We start from the raw sequence: 23,028 nt of genomic DNA, 5'->3' as shown, positions 1-23,028 counted from the left end.
TCTTTGCCTCTCCCCGCTTGCGGGGAGAGGCCGGATTGCATCGAAGATGCAATCCGGGTGAGGGGGTGCTTCCGCGAGTCACATGTCCGCGGGAACGACGATCTTTCAACGCGTCATTGCGAGCGCAGCGAAGCAACCCAGAATTCCTCCGCGGGAAGACCTGGATTGCTTCGCGGCGCTCGCAATGACGGTGGGGGAGCATCGAAGGATTCGACTCCTACTGTCCCCGCGGAGACTCCCCCTCACCCCCGACCCTCTCCCCGCAAGCGGGGAGAGGGAGAAGCCGTCACCCCACCACCTTGCTCGATCCCTGCGTAATCAGCCTCGCCGCGCGCTGATCTCGCGCGTAGATCCAGAGCCAGCTCAGGGCGACGCTGAGGCGGTGGCGGAGGCCGATCAGGAAGTAGATGTGGGCGATGCCCCAGATCCACCACGCGATGGTGCCGCGCAGCTTGATGCGGCCGAAATCGATCACCGCGAGGCGCTTGCCGATCTGCGCGAGGCTGCCAGAGTGCTTGTAGCGGAACGCTCCCTTCGTCTCTCCGCGCAGGCGCGCCTTGACGGTCTCGGCGACGTGCCGCCCCTGCTGTTTGGCGGCGGGCGCGATTCCGGGCACCGGCTTGCCCTCCCAGGCACTGATCGTCACGGTGTCGCCGATGGCAAAGATCTCGGGATGGCCGGGGATCGTCAGGTCGGCCTCGACCTGCACACGGCCGGCGCGATCAGCCGGCACGCCCAGCCATTCGGCGGCGGGCGAGGCGCGCACGCCCGCGGCCCAGATCTTGGTCTTCGCGTCCAGGCGCGTGCCGCCATAGACCACGCCGTCGCGGTCGATCTCGGTGACGGGCTGGCCGAGCACGACCTCGACGCCGATCTTCTCCAGCGACGCCTGTGCATAGGCCGAGAGCTCGTCGGCGAAGCCTGCGAGCACGCGCGGCCCCGCCTCGATCAGCACCACGCGCGCCTTGGTCGTATCGATGTTGCGGAAATCTTCCGGCAGGGTGTGATGCGCCATTTCGGCGATGGTGCCGGCGAGCTCGACGCCGGTGGGGCCGGCGCCGACGATGACGAAGGTCAGCCGCGCCGCGCGCTTGGCCGGATCGGTCTCGCGCTCGGCGCGCTCGAACGCCACCAGGATATGCCGGCGCAGCGTGGTCGCGTCCTCCAGCGTCTTCAGGCCGGGCGCGAACTGCTCCCATTCGTCATGGCCGAAATAGGCGTGACGCGCACCGGTGGCGAGCACCAGCGTGTCGTAGGGCACCTCGCTGCCGTCGTCGATCAGCACGCAGCGCCTGTTAGCATCGACGCCGCTGACCGTCGCGAACAGCGTCGTCACCTCGCGCCGGTCGCGCATGAGATGGCGGACCGGCCAGGCGATCTCGCTGGTCGCAAGCGATGCGGTCGCGACCTGGTAGAGCAGCGGCTGGAACAGATGATGGTTGCGGCGGTCGATCAGCGTGATGTCGACCGGGGCGCCCGCCAGCCGGTAGGTCGCCTCCAGCCCGCCGAAGCCGGCGCCGACGATGACGACACGATGGGGTGTGGTGGTCATGATGCGCCCTCGACTCTTGCTGCTTCTCCGCTTCATTTAAGTGCGGAAAGTGACCCGCGGTCCAATAGCCGTCATCAATCGCGGAATAGGCTGGGCGTATCGTCGTGCCGCGAAAAAGCGCCGCAGCCTCCACCGAAGTGAGTAGAATTATATTTCTTGCCATCGCCGATGGGGGCGAAATATGGTGCAGGGACGGGTGCTGAGCCATTGGCGGCTCGACAGATTTTGCGTTCAATAGAGACAGGCCCCGGGGCGGCGATCACCCCGTTTCCGGGATCAATAATAAGGAGGGGAGTGGTTATGAGGACGGCATTCTGGCTGGCGGGCGCAGCGGCGCTGGTGCTGGCAAATCCGGCATTCGCCGGCGACACCATCAAGATCGGTTTCGTCTCGACCTTCAGCGGCCCGACCGCCGTGATCGGCAACGACATGCGCAACTCGTTCGAGCTGGCGCTGGATCATCTCGGCCGCAAGATGGACGGCAAGCCGGTCGAGGTGATCTACGAGGACGACGGCCAGAAGCCCGATGTCGGCAAGCAGAAGACCGAGAAGCTGGTGCAGTCCGACAAGGTCGATTTCATCGTCGGCTATATCTGGTCGAACGTGCTGCTGGCTTCCTTGAAGACCGCGGTGGACTCGCAGACCTTCCTGATCTCGGCCAATGCCGGCCCGTCGCAGCTCGCCGGCGAGCTCTGCTCACCTTACGTGTTCTCGACCTCCTGGCAGAACGACCAGACGCCGCAGGCCATGGGCCTCTACATGAACCAGAAGGGCGTCAAGAGCGTCTTCCTGATCGGGCCGAACTACGCGGCCGGCAAGGACATGCTCGCGGGCCTCAAGAACACCTTCAAGGGTGAGATCAAGGGCGAAGAATACACGGTCTGGCCGAGCCAGCTCGACTTCTCCGCCGAGCTCTCCAAGGCCCGCGCTTCCGGCGCCGAGTCGATCTTCGTGTTCTACCCCGGTGCCGCCGGCGTGCAGTTCCTCAATCAATATACCCAGGCCGGCCTGAAGAGCACGATGCCGCTCTACACCGCCTTCACCGTCGACGAGCTGTCGTTGCCGCTCCAGAAGGAGAACGCGTTAGGGGTTCCCGGCGCGCAGCAGTGGGTGAACGACCTGCCCAACGAGCAGAACAAGCGCTTCGTTGCCGACTACCGCAAGAAGTACCCCAATCTGCGTCCGACCTATTACGGCGCCCAGACCTACGACGCCGCCCAGCTCATCAACAGCGCCGTCGTCGCGGTGAAGGGCGACACCAGCAAGAAGGACGCGATGAAGGCCGAGATGGAGAAGGCCAACTTCAAGTCGCTGCGCGGTGCGTTCAAGTACGGCAACAACCACATCCCGGTGCAGAGCTTCTATCTCCAGGACGTGGTCAAGGACGCCGATGGCCAGCTCGCGCTGAAGACGGTCGCCACCATCGTCGAGAACGACCAGGATCGCTTCCATCAGAAGTGCGCGATGAAGTGAGCTGGTTGGGCGAGCTCTCTCCTCTCCCTCTCCCCGTTGTTACGGGGAGAGGGGCGGGGTGAGGGGCTGTCTCCGCGAGGACGGAGCGAGTCGAATTCCTCGAAATTCCCCACATCGTCATTGCGAGCGCAGCCAGAGCCTTTCCGCGGAGGGATTCTGGATTGCTTCGCTGCGCTGGCAACGACGTATTGAGAGAGTGGTGCTCCCGATTGTCATGTCTCTCGCGGAGACTCCCCCTCACCCGGAATCCGCGCTACGCGCGAATTCCGGCCTCTCCCCGCGAGCGGGGAGAGGTGAAGAGCTACACCCGCGGCATGCTCGCGGGCCGCACTTCGCGTGATTGCGCCGCGAGCCTGATCCCGGCATTGGCCGCGCCGAAGCCCTGATAATTCCTTCGTTCGACGATCTCAAAGAAGAAGCGCTCGTCGAAGATGTGGGTGTAGACTTGGAAGAACTCGCCGTCGCCCTCGCGGTCGTAGAGGATGTGGTTGGCGCGCAGCTGCGCCATCAGGTCGGGCGCGAGGTCGTATTTGGCTTCGATGTCGTCGTAGTAATTGTCGGGAATATCCAGAAAGCCCGCGCCGCGGGCGCGCATCGCGGCGACCGCTGCAAAGATGTCCCGGCAGGCAAACGCGACGTGCTGCACGCCCGAGCCGAAGAACTCCGAGATGAAGCGGGCCGGCAGGGTGCGGTTGGCGGAGGAGCCGTTGAGCACGAAACGCAGGCTCTGGTCGCCGTTGATGATGGCCTGGCTCTGCACGAGGCCCCTGGGATCGGCGATCTCCATCTGCGGCAGGCGCTTGAGGTCGAGGATGCCGGTGTAGAACAGCAGCCAGGACAGCATCTCGTCATAGGGCATCGACTGCGCGATATGGTCGACGGCGAGCAACGCGTCCGCGCTCGCCTCGCTCGCAACCGGTTCGAAATCGGTGTCCCAGTTCTTGCCGGCCTGATCGAGGAAATAAAGCAGGCTGCCGCCGACGCCGTGGATCGCGGGAATCTCCAGCTCGCCCGGCCCGACCGGCTGATAGAAGGTGCGCGCCTTCAATGCCTCGGCGCGCTGCATGGCAAGGCCCGCATTGTCGACGTCGAGCGCGATGGCGCAGACGCCGGGGCCATGCGTGACGTAGTGCGAATGCGCAAAGCCGTCGGTCTCGCAATTGATGACGAGCTCGACCTTGCCCTGCGACCAGCGCTCCACCGCCTTGCTGCGATGCTTGCCGGTCTTGCGGAATCCGAGCTGCGACAACAGGCGGGCGAGTTCGCCGGCCTTGGTCTCGTTGACGGCGAACTCGATGAAGCCGGTGCCGTGACTTTTGGCCTTCGGCGCCAGTGGTTCGCTGACGAGCTTCGGCCAATCCGGTGCAAGCTGGTCCTCCAGCAGGATCAGCGACCGCAGGCCGTCGATCGCGGTCTGGGCCGCCGAGCCGGCGCGGAACTGGTCGTTGAAAATCTCCAGCGACAGCGGTCCGGCATAGCCGGTCGCCGCGACCGCCGCCATGAATTCGCCGACCGGCAGGTCGCCCTGGCCTGGAAACGAGCGGAAGTGCCGGCTCCAGGACAAAATGTCGAGCTCGAGCTTCGGCGCGTCGGCGAGCTGCACCAGAAAGATCTTGTCGCCGGGGATCGAGGCCATCGCGCGGACCGGAAAGCCCGGGGCGAGTGCATGAAAACTGTCGAGGATGACGCCGATCGCGGGATGATCGGCGCGCCGCACGATCTCCCAGGCATCGCGGTAGTCGTTGACGTGCCGTCCCCAGGCCAACGCCTCGTAGCCGACGCGCAAGCCCCGCTTGGCCGCGCGATCGCCGAGCTCGCGAAAATCGTCCGCGGCGCGGTCGATGCCGCCGAGCGAGCTGGGGGAGACGTTGGAGCAGATCAGCAGCAGGTCGGTGCCGAGCTCCTGCATCAAGTCGAACTTGCGCTCGGCGCGGGCAAAGTTGCGCGCGCGCTGCGGCTCCGGCATGCCCTCGAAATCGCGGAACGGCTGGAACGCGCAGATCTTGAGGTTGAGATCGCGGCAGAGCTTTGCGATGTCGCGCGGGCCTGCGCCGAACGACAGCAGGTCGTTCTCGAAGATCTCGACCTCGTCGAAGCCGGCGGCTGCGATGGCGCGCAGCTTTTCATCCAGCGCCCCTGAGAGAGAGACGGTCGCGATCGAGCGCTTGTTCATGCTGCTGTCTCCTCCATGGCTCCCCCGAGGAAGAGCTGGCCGATGCGGGGATCGTTCAGGATGCGCTTCGCGCCGTCGACCATGCGGGTCTGGCCGAGCTCGAGCACGATGCCGATATCGGAGATCTCCAGCGCCGAGCGCGCGTTCTGCTCGATCATCAGGATAGTGACGCCGCGGTCGCGCAGGCTCTTGAGGATGTCGAAGGTCTGCTGCACCATCAGCGGCGACAGGCCGATCGAGGGCTCGTCGATCAGCACGAGCTTCGGCTCGAGCAGCAGCGAGCGGGCGATCTCGAGCTGCTTCTGCTCGCCGCCCGAGAGCGTCGATGCCTGCTGTGCCGACTTGCGACGGAGCGCCGGAAACAGGTCGAGTGCCGCCTCGATCCGCTTGGGCAGGTCGAGACCCTTTCCGGCGGCGACGCCGCCGAGCTCGACATTGTGGCGCACCGACAGCTCGGGGAAGATGTTGCGGCCCTGCGGAACGTAGCAGATACCGGCATTGAGCAGCCCGCGCTGGCTTAAGTTCGTGACGTCGCGACCGGCAAAACTGACCTTGCCCTCGCGCAGCCTGAGCAGGCCGAAGATCGCCTTGAATACGGTCGACTTACCGGCGCCGTTGGGGCCGATGATGGTGGTGATGGTGGCCTGCGGAACGGAAAACGTCGTGCCGTTCAGGATCGTCATCTTGCCGTAGCCGCCGACGAGATTGTGAACCGAGAGGATCGGGTCGCTCATGGCTCGTGCCCTCAATGCCCCAGATAAGCTTCGATCACGGCCGGGTTCTTGCGGACCTCGTCCGGCCGTCCCATCGCCAGCACCTTGCCTTCCGCCATCACCATCACGCGCGAGCACAGCGACATCACGAACTCCATGTTGTGCTCGATCACGACGAAGGTCGCGTTCTTCTCGCGGTTGATCGCGACCAGCCGGTCCTTCAGGTCCGCCAGCATCGACGGGTTGACGCCGCCGGCGGGCTCGTCGAGCAGCACGAGGCGCGGTCCGCCCATGAAAGCCATGGCGGCATCGAGCAGCTTCTGCTGGCCGTAGGACAGGCCGCCGGCAGGTTCAGCCGCGAGGTGATCGAGCTTGAAGAAGCCGATCATCTGGTTGGCGGCCTCCGTCAGCCCGGCATCGGAGCGGCCGACCAGGCGCGAGGCCATGTTGCCCTGGTGCTCCTGTCCCGCGAGGATCAAATTCTCGCGCACCGACAGTTTTGGAAACACCTGCAAGAGCTGGAAGGTGCGGCTGACACCGAGCTTGTTGAGCTCGGAGGGGCGCAGCCCCGTGACCACCTTGCCGTCGAGCTTCACTTCGCCGCCTGATGGCGTGAGCTGGCCAAGAATGCAGTTGAACAGGGTCGACTTGCCGCAGCCGTTCGGCCCGATCAGGCCGAGGATCTCGCCTTCGCGGACGTCGAAGCTGACGTCGGCGACCGCGCTGATGCCGCCAAAATTCTTCTTGATGTTGGTGACTTCGAGGACCGCACTCATTGCACCGTCTCCAGCCGGGATTTTGCCACGGCGCGCAGCGCGGAGGCCGCCTTGGTGCGGCGCTCGGCGAGGTAGCGGTCGAGGATTCCCAAAATGCCGGTCGGCGACCAGATCAGCAGCAGCATCACCGCGATCGCATAGAGCATCAGGTAATACCCTTCCGTGAAGCGCAGCCATTCCGGCAGCAGCACCGCGATCATCGCGCCCAGGAAGGGACCGAAATAGAAGCCGGCGCCGCCGACGATCACCATCATCAGGAGATCGAGCGACAGCGACAGGTTGAACGGCACCGGATCGATATATTGCGTCAGCGGCGCGTAGAGCGCGCCGGCAACGCCGCCAAGCGCCGAGCCGATCGCAAACGCCATCAGCGTGTAGCGCCTTGTGTCGATGCCGAGCGATTGCGCGCGCAGCGGGTTTTCGCGCAGCGCCATGAAGGCGCGGCCCCAGGGCGAGCGGATCAGCCACCACACCGCGAGCGAGACGATCGCGAGCGAGCCGAGGCAGACATAGTAGAAGGGCAGCGGCTTGTTGGTCGCGATTCCGAAGAAATGCGGGCGCGGAATGTTGGAGATGCCGTAGATGCCGCCCGTCAGCCAGCTCTCGTTGCGGAACACGAGGAAGGCCAATGTCGAGAAGGCGAGCGTGACGAAAGCGAGGTAGTGGTGCTGCACGCGCAGCGCGGGATAGCCGAGCACCCAGCCGACGCCGAAGCTCAAGACGATCGCAACCAGGATCGCGACCGGCAGCGGCCAGCCATGGGTGGTCATGATCGCCGCCGCATAGGCGCCGATGCCGACGAAGGCGCCCTGGGCGAGCGAGACCTGGCCGGCATAGCCGAGCGTGAGGTTGAGGCCCATCGCGGCGATGGTCATCACCGCCCACTGGCTCAGGATGAACAGGCCGTAGCGGTTGAAGTTCATGGGGACGATGATCAGGCCGGCGATGACGATGAGGCCGAGCGCGATCTTCAGGGGTTTGCCAAAGCTGCTCATACCGTGCGCTCCTCGGCGCGGCCGAGCAGTCCTTGCGGCCGGAACAGGATGACGACGATCAGGAAGATCAGCGGCACGGCCGCGCGGTATTGCGTCGAGACGTAGCTTGCCGCGAGATTGTCGAGCACGCCGATCAACAGGCCGCCCGCGATCGCGCCGCGCACCTGGTTGAAGCCGCCGACGATCGCCGCGATGAAGGCAGCCTGGCCCAGCACCTCGCCGGACGAGAATTTCGCGAGGTAAATCGGCGTGATCAGCAGCGAGGCCAGCGCGACCAGGAAGGCGTTGATCAGGAAGGTCAACAGGATCATGCGCTCCACCGGCACGCCGATGATGCGCGCCACCGTCGGATTCTGCGCCGCCGCCTGCATCTGGTGGCCGAGCGAGGTGCGGTTGAGGAGCGAGGTCAGGCCGAAGACTGCAAGAATGGCGACGACGAGGACGCCGATGCTTTGCAGCGAGACGGCGTGGCCGAGGATGGAGATATCGCCGGTCGGCACGATCGAGGGGAACGGCGAGGCCTCCGCGCTGAAGAACTGCTTCACCGATTCCTTGATGCCGATCGCCAGCGCCATGGTCGCGATCGCCAGCGGCAGCACGCCATGGCGCATCATCGGATCGACCAGCAACATCTTGAAGGCGAGGCCGAGCAGGATCATCGAGAGCAAGATGCCGAGGATGATCGCGAGCCAGAACGGCGCGCCAACATGCATCGTCGCGAGCATCAGGAACGCCGGCAGCATCACGAACTCGCCCTGCGCGAAATTGATGGTCTGCGAGGTCTGCCACAGCAGCGTGAAGCCGACCGCGACCAGTGCGTAGATGGCGCCGGTGGCAAGTCCTGCGACCAGAAGATCGAACAGATTGGACATTTTCCCCTCTCGTGTCCCTAGCGCTGCTCAGTCGTCGCCCTCTCCCCGTTCTCTTTTTTCTCCCTCTCCCCGTTCTTACGGGGAGAGAGCTGGGGTGAGGGGCCTCTTTCCGCGAATACCAGCGACAGTTGGATTCGCAGAAGCACCCCTCACCCCGACAGGAGAGATCCCCGCGAGCGGGGAGAGATGAAAGACCAGAGCCTCACTTCACCTTCGGCAGCACCTGCTTCACCACCTGCTTGCCTTCGACCACTTCGACCAGAAAACTCTGGCGGTCGATGTCGCCGGTCTCGCTGAAGGTGACGTCCATCAGGATGCCCGGCTCGTCGGCGGCCTTGATGGTCAGGCCGTGCAGCGTGTCGGCGAACGCCTTGGAATCGATTTTGCCCATCTTTTCGGTGGTGGCCTTCACCATGTAGACGGCGAGGTAGCCCTTCAGGCCGTTGTGGTCCGGCACGTAATTGTACTTCTTGGAAAACTTCTCGCGGAACGCCTTGATCAGGTCGACCGGTGCGTCCGTGGTGAGGCCGACATGGCCGCGCGCGCCGTTGGCGGCGTCGCCGGCGAGCTCGATCACCTTCTGGCCGATCAGCGTGGTCTCGCCCATCAGCGGCGCGGTGACGCCCTGGCGCTTCAACTCTTTCAGGATGCGCGCGCTCTCTTCCTCGTTGAGATAGACGAACACGGCATCGGGATTGGCGGACTTGATCTTGCCGACGTCGGCGGCGAAGTCGGCCTGGCCTGCTTCGGTGGAGAGATCGGCGACGACCTTGGAGCCGAGCCGGTCGAGCTCCTTCACGACGACGTCGCGTCCGCCGCGGCCGAAGTCGTTGTTGACCCAGACCACCGCGACCGACTTCGCCTTCATCTCGTCGTGGATGTATTTCGCGACCTTCGGCATCGAGGATTGCTGGCCGAACGAGGTGCGGAACAGGAACTTGTTGCCGGCTTGCGTCAGCTCGGCGGCTTCGCCGCCCATGATCTGCGCGATGCCGGCTTCGGCCGCGAGCGGTGCGGTGACCTTCACCGAGCCGGAATAGCCGGGTCCGAGCAGCACATAGGGCTCGGCATCGAGTGCCTTCTGCACTTGCGCGCGGGCAACGCCCGGATTGGATTGCGAGTCGGCATGGGTGACCTCGAGCTTGCGGCCGAGCACGCCGCCCTTGGCGTTGATCTCCTCGATCGCGAGGTCGATGCCGTTCTTCCAGTTGGTGCCGACGGTGGCGCCGCCGCCCGACAGCTCGGCGACGTCGGCGAGCTTGATCGCCTGTGCGTGGACGCTGGTTGCAGTCGCGAAGGCAAGCAGGGCGCCTGCCAGAATAGTCGATTTCATCGTCTCTCCTCCCGTTCCCTCTGATGTTGTTGTCCGCGGCCTTGTGTCCGGCCGCTTCGGTTACGCTGCGTGATAGGCTGAGCTTCGTGCCGCCATCACCTCGTCAAAAGCCTCTCCCATGACTTCGGTCGATGGGGCAAGGCCGGTGAACAGTTCGAAAGCGTCGGCGGCCTGGTAGATCGCAAGCTCCCGCCCGGTCATGATCTTCGCGCCGCGCTCCTGCGCCGCGGCCAGCAGCGGCGTGATCAGCGGCGAATAGACGGCGTCGGCCACCCAGAGCTTCTCGTGCAGCAGCGCAGCCGGAACAGGCATGCCGCGGTTCGGCAGCATGCCGACCGGCGTGCCGTTGACGAGGCCGGTCGCGCCGTCGAGCGCGTCCTCGACGCTTTTCGCGACCCTGGCGCCGCCATGCTTGGCAAGCAGTGCGGCAAGTTTTTCGGCCCGCGCCGGTTCGGAGTCGAAGATGCGGAGGTCGGCGACCTCAAGGCTCGCCAGTGCGAAGGCGATCGCCTTGCCGACGCCGCCCGTGCCGATCACGGCAACCGCATTTCCAGACGGCGCCAGCAGCGGCGCCACCGCGCGCGCAAAGCCGGTGGTGTCGGTGTTGTGGCCGGTCAGGCGGCCGTCCCTGACAACGACGGTGTTGACCGCGCCCATCGCGGCGGCGCCCGGCGCCAGTGCGTCGAGCAGTGGGACCACCGCTTCCTTGTAAGGATAAGTCACGTTGACGCCGGCAAAGCCGAGCCGCCGCACGCCTTCGAGCATCAGCCTCAGTCCGGCCGCGTCGGCGCCTGCGACCTCGATCAGCTGGTAGTGACCGCGCAGGCCGAGCGCCTCGGCGGCGCGCTCATGCATGGCGGGGGAAGCGGAATGCGCGATCGGCGCGCCGATCAGGCCGGTGAGGAGTTTCTTGCTGGCGGCGTATCCGCGCTTCGACATGGTTCGCTATCGTCTCGTTGGGAGCGTTCGGTCCCGGCCATTAGCGGGGAAACCTGCGCAATTCCAAGGGGGCTTCCGCGTGCGACGATAGCCTTTCCCTCGCCTAACACAATTACCCTTATGCCCCGCAAACCTAACATCATGTTATTTCTTCCGTCCGCGTGCAGGCGCAGCCCTGCCGTTGCCGCGGGACGGCTCGACCGCGCGCATCTCGGCGCGCAGGGATTCGATGAAATACTCGACGTGAAGCGACAGCGGTGCGCCGCGCTTCACCGCGATATAGGTGTCGAACCGCGTCGGCTCGGTGATCTTGAGCAGCTCGATCCCGGGATAGCCGCCATGGGCCACCGTGAACTGGTCGATGACGGCGATGCCGAGCCCCGCTTTCACCAGCGCGCAGACCGTGGTGCCGAAGCGCGCGCGGATGGTGATGTTGTAATCGAGCCGGTTGCGCGAAAAGATCCCGGCCATGATCCGGCCGTAGGGGTCGTTCGGATCGATGCCGATCAGCGGATAGCGGGTGATCTCGGCCGCCGACACCTGCTTGCGGCCGGCGAGCTCGTGGCCGGGCGGCACGATGCAATAGAGCTCGCCCGAGGCGAGCGGCAGGAAGTCGAGCCCGGAATGCTCGAGCCGGTAGCTCATCGCCACGCACTCGCCGCGGCCGAGCAGGAGATAGTCGATGGCCTCCTCGAGCTTGAGGATGTTGATGTCGATGCCGAGATCGGGATAGCGGCGCCGGACGCGCTCGATCGCGCGCGGCACCATCACCTGCGAGATGCTCGGCACCGAGCCGATGCGCAATTCCGACAGGCCGCCGCGGCCGATCTTGGAGATGATCTCGGAGAGGTCGTCGACCTTCTTGTAGACGCCGTTGATCTGCTCGAAGATGTTCTCGGCTTCCGGCGTCGGGAAGTAGCGGCCGTTCTGGCGCTGGAAGAAGCGGATGCCGAGCGAGCGCTCGGTGTATTTGACGAGGCGGCTGATCCCCGGCGCCGAGACGTTGAGCAGCTTCGCCGCACCGCCAATGGTGCCCGTCACCATAACGGCACGGATCACTTCAACCTGGCGCAGCGTCATCATGTCCCGGGCTTCCGAAAGAGGATCGTGCGGCGATCATCTCACGAGAGAAGCGAGGTCAGCCAGCGGCAAATGGCGAGCCATGGCAGCGCAGCGAGCGATTCCCCTGCCCTCCAGGGGAGGGTAAGGGCGCCGCTCATTCGCTGACGATGATGGCGGAGTAATTTCGCGGTTGGCGTGTTTCGACTAAAATCTGCGCGTTCAAATGGAAGGGCGGCGGCGTGGCGCGATCTGTTGCATCGGCGTCGTCTGCTAGCTCGCCGGCCCTTCGGGCGATACGCTGTTCGCGAACTCGGCGCGCTCGCTCTGTAGCACCTCGCGCGCGAACTCGATGATCCTCTGCTTGTTTGCCGTTTCACGGACGGCGAAAAACACGCGGTTCAATTCCAGGCCGAGCACGCTGTTGAGGGCGATGTTCTCGTCGTCCATCGTGGTTTTCCCGCTTTGTACGTCACAGGTGTAACTTGACGTCCCTTCTTCCACAAGTAGATTAAAGCTTCGGAGCAGGCGGATACCGGAGAACTACGGAAGCAGCGAATTGAGGCAGCCCCCAAATACGTGCTATAGCGGACGACGAGGGTCAGGAAACGCACCGATGTCCGCCGTCGATTATGGCCGGGAAGCGCTCGACTTCATCGAAGGCCTGGGTGTCTATCGCAAGGTACCGGACGCCATGAACGCGCTTGAAGCGGCCTTCGGCCGTTTCGGCTTCGAAACTATCATTGTGACGGGATTGCCGAATCCCGATCAGCGGTTTGCGCAGATGGTGCTCGCCAAGCGCTGGCCGGCGGGATGGTTCAATCTCTACACTCAGAACAACTATGACCGCTTCGATCCCGTGGTGCGGCTGTGCCGGCAATCGGTCAATCCGTTCGAGTGGTCGGAGGCGCCCTATGATGCCGAGCTCGAGCCGAGCGCGGCCGAGGTGATGAACCGCGCCGGCGATTTTCGCATGTCGCGCGGCTTCATCGTGCCGATCCACGGGCTCACCGGCTATGAAGCCGCGGTGTCGCTCGGCGGCGTCCATCTCGACCTCAATCCCCGCAGCAAGCCGGCGCTGCACCTGATGGCGATGTATGGCTTCGACCACATTCGCCGTCTGCTCGAGCCGACGCCGTATCCGTCGACGCGTCTCACCCCGCGCGAGCGCGAGGTGATCTCCTGGGCCTCGCAGGGCAAGTCGGCCTGGGAGATCGGCGAGATCCTGCACATCACGCAGCGCACCGCCGAAGAGCATCTTGCAACTGCTGCGCGCAAGCTCGGTGCGGTCAACCGTACGCATGCGGTTGCGCTGGCGATTCGCCACAAGATCATCAATCCCTAAGCGACGTACTGGGAAATTTCCCAATATCGAACCTGCCTCTTTTCGCAGAGGCTGCCCCCCATTGAGGCTGAATGGGGGTTTCCATGATTCACGCAATTTCCGCGGTCAATCGCCACTTATACGAGGACGTAATCGAGCAGCATTTCCGGCTGCGTCATGACATCTTTGTCGAGGAGCGGCACTGGGAGACGCTGCGCAGGCCGGATGGCCGCGAGGTCGATTCCTATGACGACGAGGATACCGTCTATCTGCTTGCGCTGGAGGGACGACGCGTCGTCGGCGGCCACCGGCTCTACCCCACGACCAAGCCCTCGATGATGAGCGAGGTCTTCCCGCATCTGGCGGCGGTTCGCGGCTGCCCCTCGGATCCGCTGATCTGGGAATGGTCGCGCTACTTCGTTGTCCGCGATCGCCGCGACGGTGCGCTCAACCTGCAACTGATGGCGGCGGTGCAGGAGTTCTGCCTCGACCAGGGAATCGCGCAGGTCAGCGCGATCATGGAAACCTGGTGGTTGCCGCGCTTCCACGAGGCCGGCTTCGTCGTGACGCCGCTCGGCCTGCCGGCTCTGGTCGAGAACGCCTGGACCATGGCGGCCACCATCGACATTCGTCGCCAGACGCTCGATGTCCTGCATGATCGCATCGGCATGCCTTCCATCGTGCAACAGGACGGCCCGCGTCTGGACGCCGTCGCCCGTGCCAACCTTTGCGGCCTCGCTGCCGCGCAACGAAAGAGCGCCTGAAATGTCGAATATGATGCGGGACAGCCAGATCATGGCGCAAATCAAGGACGAGAATCTCGGCTACATGTCCGACATGGCGCTCGAGCTGGCGCAGATGGCGGACGACTCCGGACTGACGACGCTTGCCTATCTGTTCCGGATGGCCGCACTGGAGGCCTCGACGGCAAACAGCGTGCTCGCCGAGCCGGACGATCTTCCCCGGCAGATGACGTCGCACTAGACGCAACCTTCTTCACTTCTTTCATTCCGACGACGTCCTCACCCTCTCCCCGGCCTACCCGGGGGGAGGGTGATCGTTTGGGTGCGGCAGGTTGCCCCATGCTGCGCGGCAGCCTTCTTGCATCGCAGGACAGGTTTCGGCCGTGTGCGCCGGGATGCAACAAAGTGCATGTTTGGTGTCAAATCGCTCTTGCCTCTGAACGATACTGCCATTACCCATTTTTCGGCCTTGAAGAGGCAGGGGGAGCTCTTTCACTGATGGCGACCGTGTTCGAACATCGGCGCGACGCTGCGTGCGCCTGAAAGAGTCTTGATGCTGCTCGTCGTCGAACAGTTTCTGAACGGATTGCAGTTCGGCCTGCTGCTGTTCCTGCTCGCCGCCGGCCTGACGCTGGTGTTCGGGATCATGGATCTCGTCAACCTCGCGCACGGCTCGCTCTACATGATGGGCGCCTATTTCGCCGCGACCTTCGCGGCCTGGACCGGCAGCTTCCTGCTCGGTGCGCTGATGGCGCTCGGCGCAACGCTCGTGCTCGGCATCGTGCTCGAGATGACGGCGCTGCGGCATCTCTACGGCCGCGACCATCTCGACCACGTGCTCGCGACCTTCGGCCTGATTCTGTTCTTCAATGAAGCCGTGCGGCTGATCTGGGGCCCGGCAGGCCTGGCGCTGCCGCTGCCGGCCTGGCTCACCGTGCCGGTGCCGATCCTGCCCGGCATTCACTATCCCGCCTATCGCCTCGCCATCATCGTGGTGGCGCTGCTGGTCGCGCTGCTGCTCTATCTCGGCGTGATGCGCACCCGCATCGGCATGCTGATCCGGGCCGGCGCCTCCAACCGCGAGATGATCGGCGCGCTCGGCATCAACATCAAGCTGCTCTACACGCTGGTGTTCGGTCTCGGTGCCGCGCTCGCCGGCCTTGCCGGCCTGATGCAGGCGCCGATCCTCACCGTGCAGATCGGCATGGGCGAGAACATCCTGATCCTGGCCTTCGTCATCATCGTGATCGGCGGCATCGGCTCGATCCGCGGCGCGTTCCTGGCCGCGATCTTCGTCGGCATGATCGACACGCTCGGCCGCGCCTTCCTGCCGAACCTGCTGCGGCAGGTGCTCAGCGGCGCCGCTGCCTCCACCGCCGCGCCCGCGCTGTCGTCCATGCTGATCTATCTTGTGATGGCGATCGTGCTGGTGGTGCGGCCGGAGGGGCTGTTTCCGGCCAACCGTCGATGAAGGCTTTCACGGTGAGCAAGGCCGTCACGGCCCTGATGCTGGCAGGCCTCGTGCTGCTGCCGCTCTATTCGCAAGCATCCGGCAACGTCTTCATCCTGACGCTGTTCACCCGCATCGTCATCCTAGCGCTGGCCGCCGCGAGCCTCAACCTCATCATGGGTTTTGGCGGCATGATGAGCTTTGGCCACGCCGCCTATCTCGGCATCGGCGGCTACGCCGTCGGCATGCTCGCGCAGGAAGGCGTCGGAAGCGGCTTCATCCAGTTTCCGGTCGCGCTGGCGGCCTCCGCGATCTACGCACTGGTGATCGGCGCGCTCTCTTTGCGCACCCGCGGTGTCTATTTCATCATGATCACGCTCGCCTTTGCGCAGATGGCCTATTACGTCGCCTCGGGGCTGGCGCGTTACGGCGGCGACGACGGCCTCACCGTCTACAAGCGCAGCGACTTCTCCGGGCTGATCAATCTCGGCAATCGCGTGCAGTTCTATTATCTCTGCCTCGCCTGTCTTCTCGGCGTCCTGTTCCTGATCTGGCGCATCGTCAATTCGCGCTTCGGTCTCGTCGTGCAGGGTCTGCGCTCCAACGAGCAGCGCATGCAGGCGATCGGCTTTCCCGCCAAGCGCTATCAGTTGGTCTGCTTCGTCATCTCCGGCATGATGTGCGGACTCGCCGGCGCGCTGCTCGCCAACAACACCGACTTCATCAGCCCGGCCGTGATGTACTGGACGCGTTCCGGCGACCTCATGGTGATGGTGATCCTCGGCGGCATGGGTACGCTGTTCGGCCCGGTGATGGGCGCGGTGGTGTTCCTGCTGCTGGAGGAATTCCTGTCGCAGATCACCGAATATTGGGCGCTGATCATGGGGCCGCTACTGCTGCTGATCGTGCTGTTCGGGCGCGGCGGCATCATGGGCATGCTCGGGAGGGCTGGCCGTGGCTGAACCGTTGCTCCGCGTCGAGAAGCTGGTTCGCCGCTTCGGCGGCATCATTGCAACGGACAACGTCTCGCTCGACGTCGCGGCCGGCGAGCTGCACGCCATCATCGGCCCGAACGGCGCCGGCAAGACCACGCTGATCAGCCAGCTCACCGGGCATCTCGAACCGCATTCCGGCAGCGTCTCGCTCGGCGGGCGCGACATCACCTACCTGCCGGCCTATCGCCGCTGCGCGCTGGGGCTGGCGCGGTCGTTCCAGATCACCTCGCTGCTGCTCGACTTCACCGCCGCCGACAACGTCGCGCTGGCGGCGCAGGCCCATGCCGGCACCTCGTTCCGCTTCTTCGCCAGCGCGCGCAAGGAAAAGGGCCTGCGCGACGCCGCCCATTCCGCGCTCGATCGCGTCGGTCTGTTGCATCGCGCCGACGTCGTGGTGTCGAGGCTCAGCCATGGCGAACGCCGGGAGCTGGAGCTTGCGGTCGCGCTGGCCAGCAAACCGAAATTACTCCTGCTCGACGAGCCCATGGCCGGCCTCGGCGTCACCGAATCCCAGCGCATGGTCAAGTTGCTCCAGGAGCTGCGCAGGGAGGTCTCGATCGTGCTGGTCGAGCACGACATGCCGGCGGTGTTCGCGCTGGCCGACCGCATCTCGGTGCTGGTCTATGGCCGCGTCATCGCCTCGGGCGATCCGGCCGCGATCCGCGCCAACGAGGACGTCAGGCGCGCCTATCTCGGCGACCAGCATGTGGTGACGCACCATGGCTGACCTGCTGCTCGACGTTGACGGCATCGAGACCTGCTACGGCCTCTCCCAGGTGTTGTTCGGCCTGTCGCTGTCGATCAAGCCGGGCGAGATGGTCTCGCTGATGGGCCGCAACGGTATGGGCAAGACTACGACCATCCGCTCCATCATGGGCCTGACACCGGCGCGCGCCGGGAGCATCCGTTTTGCGGGCTCCGAGGTGCGAACGCAGCCGTCCTACAGGATCGCAAAACTCGGCGTCGGCCTGGTGCCCGAGGGACGCCAGATCTTCCCGAACCTCACCGTGCGCGAAAACCTGGTCGCGGCGGCGGCCGACCGCTTCGGCAGCAGCAATCCCTGGACGCTCGCGGCCATCTACGTGATGTTCCCGCGCCTCGCCGAACGCGCGTCGAACATGGGCAACCAGCTCTCCGGCGGCGAGCAGCAGATGCTGGCGATCGGCCGCGCGCTGATGACCAATCCGAAGCTCCTCATTCTGGACGAAGCGACCGAGGGCCTTGCGCCATTGATCCGCGAAGAAATCTGGAACTGCCTGTCGCTGCTCAAAAGCCGGGGCCAGTCGATCCTGGTCGTCGACAAGAACGTCGATCACCTCGCCCGCATCTGCGACCGCCACTTTATCATCGAGCGCGGCAAGACGGTGTGGAGCGGCACGTCGGACGAACTGATGGCCGAGCCGGATCTGCAGCACAAATATCTGGGGATCTAGCGGGCTCGGCGAGGTGAGGGGCAGAGCGCTCCCGCCGATCTCTCGGTGTCGTCCTGGCGAAGGCCAGGACCCATACCGCGAGGTCTATCTATTTCATGTGGTATCAGTTCCGAACCGCCAGTCTTCGCCAAACCCCTCCCTGGCGTAATGGGTCCTGGTTTTCGCCAGGACGACGCCGGGGTGCGAACCAAGTCACCAATAAATCCCATGCCGGTGCAGCTCGCGGATCACGCGGGCCTCGGTGGACGGCTGGCGGCGCTTTGGCTTCGCCGTTTCGGTCGTGCTGGCCACCGGTGCGGCAGTGGACTGAGTGGGGGGCGTGGCAACCGGGCCGGTCGCGACCGGTGCGGCTGCTGTCGGCGGCGTCGTAGCAGTGATTGCGGCTGGCGGTGTTGAGGTCGGCGCGGTCGTCGCCGTCTGCAGATTTGGCGCCTGCGTTGCCGCCGGAGCCTGCGTCGTCTGCGCCGGCACGGTTGCCGTCGCGGCCGGCGGCTCGGTGGCCTGCTGGTTCGAATTGGTTGCCGCAAGGCTCAGGCTCCGCGGACCACCGGCATAGGCCTCGGTTGCGAGCAGCGACATCACGGCGATCAGGATCAGCTTGCGCATGAGAACCCCCGTTATCTGGCCAATATGTCTTACCCAATTCGCATGCGCCGGCGCCTAACGCGACAGGTGGTGCGTGCCGATTTCGATCAGGGTGGCCCGGCAGGACAAGCGATAGATCAGACTGAACAATCGACCCAACATGACCGAACTCCGTTGTTGATCATCGGCAGGAACTCTAGACCCCGTGTCTTTCCGGCGGTTTTCGAGGGGGGAGGAAAATGGCTTCGTCGGATGGTGCGGAGATGTCGTCGGAACAGGCGGGACGAAGTCGCCTCACAGCGGCGTGAGCCGTGCGCTATGGTGCTCCCCAGGGCCGCCCGTCGAGAGGGGTGTCAGAATATCTCGAAATATTCGCGGTGCTCCCAGTCGGTGACCTCGGCGAGGAAGCGGTCGATCTCGGCGTTCTTGATGTGGGTGTAGTAGTCGACGAACTCCGCACCGAACTTCTCGCGGAAGAACGGATCGTCCTTCAGCGCCGCAACCGCATCGCGCAGTGACTTCGGCAGCAGCGGCGCCTTGGTCTCGTAGGGGGTGTCGGCCGACGGGCCGGGATCGAGCTTGCGATCGACGCCGTCGAGGCCGGAGAGGATTTGCGAGGCCATGTAGAGATAGGGATTGGCAGCCGGCTCGCCGATGCGGTTCTCAAGGCGCGTGGCGGCATCGCCGGCAGCCCCGAGCACGCGGATCATCACGCCGCGATTGTCGCGGCCCCAGATCGCGCGGTCGGGCGCCAGCGAATAGGAGCGATAGCGCTTGTAGCCGTTGATGGTCGGGGTGGTGAATGCGGTGGACGCGCGGGCGTGGTCGAGCAGGCCGGCGAGGTAGGCGCGGCCGAACGCGCTGAGCGGCTCGCCGCCTGCCTGCGCCATGAACTGGTTTTCGCCGCTGGTGCGCGAGACGATCGACTGGTGCAGATGCCAGCCGCTCGCGAACAGGTTCGGCAGTTTGGGGCGGCACATGAAAGTGGCGTGATAGCCGTGGCGCCGCGCGATCTGCTTCACGGCCGAGCGGAACAGCACCATGTTGTCGGCGGGCTCGAGGCCCTTCCTCGGCGCGAAGGTGAACTCGCACTGGCTTGGCCCGAACTCGACCTCGACCGATCGCAAGGGCAGGCCGAGTGCGACGACGTCGCGGCGCAGGATCTCCAGCACCGGCTCCATCTGATCGAAGCGCTGCTCGGTGAGGTACTGGTAGCCGTGGCTGAGCAGGCTCACCGAGGGCGGCGTCCCGGGCTGGCCGGCGTCCTCCGCACGCATATGCGGATCGTCGAGCTTGAAGATGTGGAACTCGACCTCGAGCCCGGCGACGAAATCGTGGCCGCGGCCAGCAAGCTCATCGAGCACCTTGCGATAAAGCCCGCGCGTTGCGAACGGCACCGGGCGGCCATCATTGAAGTAGAGGTCGCACAGCACCCAGCCCGTGGTCGACGCCCAGGGCAGCACGCGGAAGGTGGTGGGATCGGCGACCATCAGCACGTCGGCTGCGCCCTCCATCTCCTTCATGCCGAAGCCGCCGCCCGATGTGAACACCGGGAACACCGTGCGGTGCGAGGTGTCCTTGGCGAGCATGGTGGTGGTGATGGAGCAGCCGCTCTCCAGCGAGGCGATCGCCTCCGCGGCGATGATGGTCTTGCCGCGCAGGATGCCGTGCTGGTCGGGGAAGGCGAGGCGGATGACCTCGAGGTTCTTCTCCTCGACGATGCGGCGCATGCGTTGCGCCGCGTCCTTCTGTTCATCCGACCACAGCGCATGACGCGCGACGAAAGTCACTGCTATTGCTCCCCGATAGCTGTCGTTCCGGGATGGTCCGAAGGACCAGACCCGGAACCTCGAGATTCCCAGGTGCGCAAGTGCGCACCATAGTTCGATGCTATCGCATCGCCCCGGAATGACGATGCCCCAAAAATCACTCCGCCGCCGTCAGCCGATGCACCTTGCCTTCGATCTCCTTGGGCACCGGCGCGGTCCACGGCGCGCCGCGGCGGCGCTTAACGTCGACTTCCATCCAGTAGGTCTCCCAGCCCCGCGTCGGCCCGATGCCGTCCATGGTCGCCGGTCCCTGGATGCTGCGCGCGTTGGCCTCGTCGAGGAACAGCATCGGCTTCTCGCCGCCGCTGACTTTCTCGATCTCCTGCCGCAGCAGGCGCCGGTATTGCACGATTGCCTTGTCGCTCTGGCCGAGGTGCTCCTTGGTGCGGTCCTGGATCGCGCCCATCGACTCCACCGCCCACTGGTCGTGGACGTTGATGTCGTTGCCCATGCCGGTATAGGTCGCGGTCTGCTGCTCGTGCGGATCGAAGCCGTAATCGTTGCTGCGGTTCTTGCGCGACTTGTAATCGGGCAGCTCATAGAGCTCGAGCCGCTGGTCGCGCATCTTCTGCTTGTCGACCGGATTCGAATAGCTGGTGAAGATCGCGTACCAGTAGCAGTTCTCGTCATCGATAGGCACGTGCCACTGCGTGATCGTCATCTCCGTGCTCATGGGGATGACGAAGCCGTGCGGGAACAGCTGGTTGGTGACGCGCACATGGGTGCGCTCCTCGTCGATCTCGCGCAGCGCGATCAGCCGGAGGCCGTATTCGGTGTGCTCGACATTGATGATCGGACGGTCGTATTCGCGCAGGATCTTCGTCATCGGCAGGTCGCTGCCCGCGGAGGCGCCGCGGAACTGCTTGCCGTAGGCGGTGGAGGTGTCCTCGTCCTCGAAGAAGCGATGCAGGTAGGATGCGTGCGCGGGATCGATCCCGACCTCGAGCGCCTGGAGCCAGTTGCAGGCCATGTGGCCCTTGAACGCGAACGTGTGAGTATCAGGCGCGACGAAGCAGTCGATCTCGGGGAATGCAGGCGGCTCACCCTCGCCGAGATAAGCCCAGAGGATGCCGCTCTTCTCCACGACCGGATACGAGCGCTGGCGGATGTTCTGGCAGAGCTTTGAATCCTTCGGCTCTGCCGGCGTCTCGATGCACTGGCCGGTGGCGTCGAACAGCCAGCCGTGGAAGGCGCAGCGCAGGCCGCCATGCTCGAGCCGCCCGAAGGCGAGGTCGGCGCCGCGATGCGCGCAGTGGCGATCGATCAGGCCGTAGCGCCCTCGCTCGTCGCGGAACAGCACGAGATTTTCGCCGAGCAGTCGCACGGGGCGGATCGGCCGCGCGCCTTCCAGCTCGTCGACCAGCGCCGCCGGCTGCCAGTAGCTCCGCATCAGCTTTCCGCAGGGGTCCTTGGGCCCGGTGCGGGTGATCAGGTCGTTCTGCTCCTGGCTCATCATGGCGAGTGCATCCCATATCTCGGAGTGGCGTTTGTTCGCCTATTGAACGAATGGGCGAATTATGACATGCCTAGGATCGGCAGCAAGCACTATTTTGCAGGAAAGTCCCGACGCCATGCCCAAGCTGAAGCGAAGCGAGACCGATGAGCGTGCGACGGATTTCGTCGAAAGCCTCGATCGCGGCCTGCGCCTGCTTCAATGCTTCGGCACGACGGTCGGCCCGATGACCCTGAGCGACCTCGCCCGCGCCGCTGATCTTCCGCGCGCCACCGCCCGGCGGATGCTGTTCACGCTCCAGCGTGGCGGCTTCGTCGGTGGTGACGGCAAGCTGTTCACGTTGACGCCGCACGTGCTGACCCTTGCGGCCTCGTATCTGCGCTCCAACCAGCTCGTCGCGGTTCTGCAACCGGTGCTCGATCGCGTTGCGACCGCGGCAAATGAAATTTCATCGCTCGCGGTGCTCGATGGCGACGACGTCGTGTTCGTCGCGCGCAGCAGTCCGGCGCGGATGTTTTCAGGCGGGCTCGAGATCGGCTACCGCCTGCCGGCGTTCTGCACGTCGGTCGGCCGCGCCATGCTCGGCCAGCTCGATGATGCCGAGCTCGCCCCGCGCCTGAAGACAATGACGCGCGAAGCGCTGACGCCGCAGACGGTGACCGATCCCAAGGCGCTGCTCGCGCGCATTACGGCCGACCGTGCGCAGGGCTATTCGCTGGTCGATCGCGAGGCCGAGCCGCATTTCCGCTCGATCTCGGTTCCCGTGCGGCGCTACGATGGTGTGATCGTCGCCGCCGTCAACATGGGCGCCCATGTCGACCGCGTGCCGGCGCAGGAGCTGATCGACCGCTTCCTGCCGCTGCTGCGCGAGGGCGCCGAAGCAGTGCGTTCGCAGTTGCTGTAGCTACAGCGCACTTCGCTCTTCCTGCCTGGCAGGCTATAATGCGCGCGGCACAAGAGAACAGGGAGGATGCCATGCAACACACCATGGTTCCCAGTGATCGCGTGGAGCACGTCGCCGTCTACGGGCGCGACGGCACGAAGCTCGGCACGATCGAGCGGCTGATGCTCGACAAGGTCAGCGGAATGGTCGCCTATGCCGTGATCAAGACCGGCGGGCTGCTCGGTGCTCATCACCATTATCCGGTGCAGTGGAGCGCGCTGAAATACGATCGCGGCCGTCAGGCGTTCCAGGTCGAGCTGACGATGGACGAGTTCAGCAGCGGTCCATGCGAGTTCGATGGCGACGAGTTCGATTGGGGCGACCGCTCGCGGTCCTACCCGCATCCGAATTACTGGTCGGTCTGAAGAGCCGGACGGGTTCGCAGCCG

At 64.9% G+C, this 23,028-nt stretch carries 23 protein-coding genes; 10 read left to right on the top strand and 13 right to left on the bottom strand.

Features of this window, described 5'->3' with window-relative positions; translation table 11 throughout:
- Positions 1-286: 286 nt before the first annotated feature.
- On the bottom strand, positions 287-1,552 hold the full coding sequence (locus WN73_RS36400) for an NAD(P)/FAD-dependent oxidoreductase (protein ID WP_028172708.1): 1,266 nt from the start codon (positions 1,550-1,552) through the stop codon (positions 287-289).
- A gap of 300 nt (positions 1,553-1,852) precedes the next feature.
- Between WN73_RS36400 and WN73_RS36395 the strand changes: the two genes are divergently transcribed.
- Positions 1,853-3,025 (top strand): ABC transporter substrate-binding protein, encoded by a 1,173-nt coding sequence (locus tag WN73_RS36395; RefSeq protein WP_028172709.1) that lies wholly within the window; start codon positions 1,853-1,855, stop codon positions 3,023-3,025.
- 301 nt (positions 3,026-3,326) lie between these two features.
- Here WN73_RS36395 and WN73_RS36390 read toward each other — a convergent pair whose 3' ends face one another.
- The 9 genes from WN73_RS36390 to WN73_RS36350 form a co-directional block, all read right to left on the bottom strand.
- On the bottom strand, positions 3,327-5,198 hold the full coding sequence (locus WN73_RS36390) for a bifunctional sugar phosphate isomerase/epimerase/4-hydroxyphenylpyruvate dioxygenase family protein (RefSeq protein ID WP_271557051.1): 1,872 nt from the start codon (positions 5,196-5,198) through the stop codon (positions 3,327-3,329).
- Positions 5,195-5,932 carry an ABC transporter ATP-binding protein gene (locus tag WN73_RS36385; RefSeq protein WP_271557049.1) on the bottom strand — a complete coding sequence of 246 codons (738 nt, stop codon included), beginning with the start codon at positions 5,930-5,932 and terminating at the stop codon, positions 5,195-5,197. Before WN73_RS36385 ends, WN73_RS36390 begins: the two co-directional genes overlap by 4 nt.
- 11 nt (positions 5,933-5,943) lie before the next feature.
- Entirely contained in the window at positions 5,944-6,687 is a 744-nt protein-coding gene (locus WN73_RS36380; protein ID WP_025576614.1) for an ABC transporter ATP-binding protein, read from the bottom strand.
- Positions 6,684-7,682, bottom strand: a complete 999-nt coding sequence (locus tag WN73_RS36375) for a branched-chain amino acid ABC transporter permease (protein WP_011083876.1) — start codon at positions 7,680-7,682, stop codon at positions 6,684-6,686. The genes WN73_RS36380 and WN73_RS36375 overlap by 4 nt, the downstream gene beginning before the upstream one ends.
- Positions 7,679-8,554 carry a branched-chain amino acid ABC transporter permease gene (locus WN73_RS36370; RefSeq protein ID WP_011083877.1) on the bottom strand — a complete coding sequence of 292 codons (876 nt, stop codon included), beginning with the start codon at positions 8,552-8,554 and terminating at the stop codon, positions 7,679-7,681. The genes WN73_RS36375 and WN73_RS36370 overlap by 4 nt, the downstream gene beginning before the upstream one ends.
- 202 nt (positions 8,555-8,756) lie before the next feature.
- The gene (locus WN73_RS36365; RefSeq protein ID WP_271557044.1) at positions 8,757-9,887 is read right to left on the bottom strand and encodes an ABC transporter substrate-binding protein; all 1,131 of its coding nucleotides are present in this window, start codon (positions 9,885-9,887) and stop codon (positions 8,757-8,759) included.
- A gap of 60 nt (positions 9,888-9,947) precedes the next feature.
- Positions 9,948-10,826 carry a shikimate dehydrogenase gene (locus tag WN73_RS36360; RefSeq protein ID WP_011083879.1) on the bottom strand — a complete coding sequence of 293 codons (879 nt, stop codon included), beginning with the start codon at positions 10,824-10,826 and terminating at the stop codon, positions 9,948-9,950.
- A 144-nt stretch (positions 10,827-10,970) separates the two neighbouring features.
- The gene (locus WN73_RS36355) at positions 10,971-11,909 is read right to left on the bottom strand and encodes a LysR family transcriptional regulator (RefSeq protein ID WP_011083880.1); all 939 of its coding nucleotides are present in this window, start codon (positions 11,907-11,909) and stop codon (positions 10,971-10,973) included.
- A 249-nt stretch (positions 11,910-12,158) separates the two neighbouring features.
- The gene (locus WN73_RS36350) at positions 12,159-12,335 is read right to left on the bottom strand and encodes a hypothetical protein (RefSeq protein WP_165448134.1); all 177 of its coding nucleotides are present in this window, start codon (positions 12,333-12,335) and stop codon (positions 12,159-12,161) included.
- A gap of 166 nt (positions 12,336-12,501) precedes the next feature.
- On the opposite strand from WN73_RS36350, the gene WN73_RS36345 reads away from it, so the two are divergent.
- The 7 genes from WN73_RS36345 (at position 12,502) to WN73_RS36315 (ending at position 17,830) form a co-directional block, all read left to right on the top strand.
- On the top strand, positions 12,502-13,230 hold the full coding sequence (locus WN73_RS36345) for a helix-turn-helix transcriptional regulator (protein WP_011083882.1): 729 nt from the start codon (positions 12,502-12,504) through the stop codon (positions 13,228-13,230).
- Between the two features lie 83 nt (positions 13,231-13,313).
- Entirely contained in the window at positions 13,314-13,973 is a 660-nt protein-coding gene (locus tag WN73_RS36340; RefSeq protein WP_271557041.1) for an acyl-homoserine-lactone synthase, read from the top strand.
- 1 nt (position 13,974) lies between these two features.
- Positions 13,975-14,193: a hypothetical protein gene (locus WN73_RS36335; protein WP_060909418.1), complete on the top strand. Its 219-nt coding sequence runs from the start codon at positions 13,975-13,977 to the stop codon at positions 14,191-14,193.
- Positions 14,194-14,505: 312 nt separating this feature from the next.
- A complete protein-coding gene (locus WN73_RS36330; RefSeq protein ID WP_011083884.1) occupies positions 14,506-15,423 on the top strand; it encodes a branched-chain amino acid ABC transporter permease in 918 nt (305 codons plus the stop codon).
- On the top strand, positions 15,420-16,364 hold the full coding sequence (locus WN73_RS36325; protein WP_011083885.1) for a branched-chain amino acid ABC transporter permease: 945 nt from the start codon (positions 15,420-15,422) through the stop codon (positions 16,362-16,364). The genes WN73_RS36330 and WN73_RS36325 overlap by 4 nt, the downstream gene beginning before the upstream one ends.
- Positions 16,357-17,124 (top strand): ABC transporter ATP-binding protein, encoded by a 768-nt coding sequence (locus tag WN73_RS36320; protein ID WP_271557037.1) that lies wholly within the window; start codon positions 16,357-16,359, stop codon positions 17,122-17,124. Before WN73_RS36325 ends, WN73_RS36320 begins: the two co-directional genes overlap by 8 nt.
- Positions 17,117-17,830: an ABC transporter ATP-binding protein gene (locus WN73_RS36315; RefSeq protein ID WP_271557035.1), complete on the top strand. Its 714-nt coding sequence runs from the start codon at positions 17,117-17,119 to the stop codon at positions 17,828-17,830. Before WN73_RS36320 ends, WN73_RS36315 begins: the two co-directional genes overlap by 8 nt.
- 192 nt (positions 17,831-18,022) lie before the next feature.
- Here the strand turns inward: WN73_RS36315 and WN73_RS36310 are convergent, their stop codons facing one another.
- The 3 genes from WN73_RS36310 to WN73_RS36300 form a co-directional block, all read right to left on the bottom strand.
- Complete coding sequence (locus WN73_RS36310; RefSeq protein WP_271557033.1) at positions 18,023-18,436, bottom strand: hypothetical protein; 414 nt, start codon at positions 18,434-18,436, stop codon at positions 18,023-18,025.
- 332 nt (positions 18,437-18,768) lie between these two features.
- Positions 18,769-20,205 (bottom strand): glutamine synthetase family protein, encoded by a 1,437-nt coding sequence (locus WN73_RS36305; protein ID WP_271557031.1) that lies wholly within the window; start codon positions 20,203-20,205, stop codon positions 18,769-18,771.
- Positions 20,206-20,341: 136 nt separating this feature from the next.
- The gene (locus WN73_RS36300; protein ID WP_271557029.1) at positions 20,342-21,700 is read right to left on the bottom strand and encodes an aromatic ring-hydroxylating dioxygenase subunit alpha; all 1,359 of its coding nucleotides are present in this window, start codon (positions 21,698-21,700) and stop codon (positions 20,342-20,344) included.
- 115 nt (positions 21,701-21,815) lie between these two features.
- On the opposite strand from WN73_RS36300, the gene WN73_RS36295 reads away from it, so the two are divergent.
- Together WN73_RS36295 and WN73_RS36290 are read left to right on the top strand one after the other, a co-directional pair.
- The gene (locus WN73_RS36295) at positions 21,816-22,601 is read left to right on the top strand and encodes an IclR family transcriptional regulator domain-containing protein (RefSeq protein WP_011083891.1); all 786 of its coding nucleotides are present in this window, start codon (positions 21,816-21,818) and stop codon (positions 22,599-22,601) included.
- Between the two features lie 71 nt (positions 22,602-22,672).
- Positions 22,673-23,005, top strand: coding sequence for a PRC-barrel domain-containing protein (locus WN73_RS36290; protein ID WP_028172723.1), 333 nt, complete (start codon positions 22,673-22,675; stop codon positions 23,003-23,005).
- Positions 23,006-23,028: the final 23 nt, after the last annotated feature.

Origin of the sequence: Bradyrhizobium sp. CCBAU 45394 (assembly GCF_028128655.1) — a bacterium.
GTDB lineage: Bacteria > Pseudomonadota > Alphaproteobacteria > Rhizobiales > Xanthobacteraceae > Bradyrhizobium > Bradyrhizobium diazoefficiens.
This window is presented reverse-complemented; position numbering and strand designations above follow the sequence as displayed.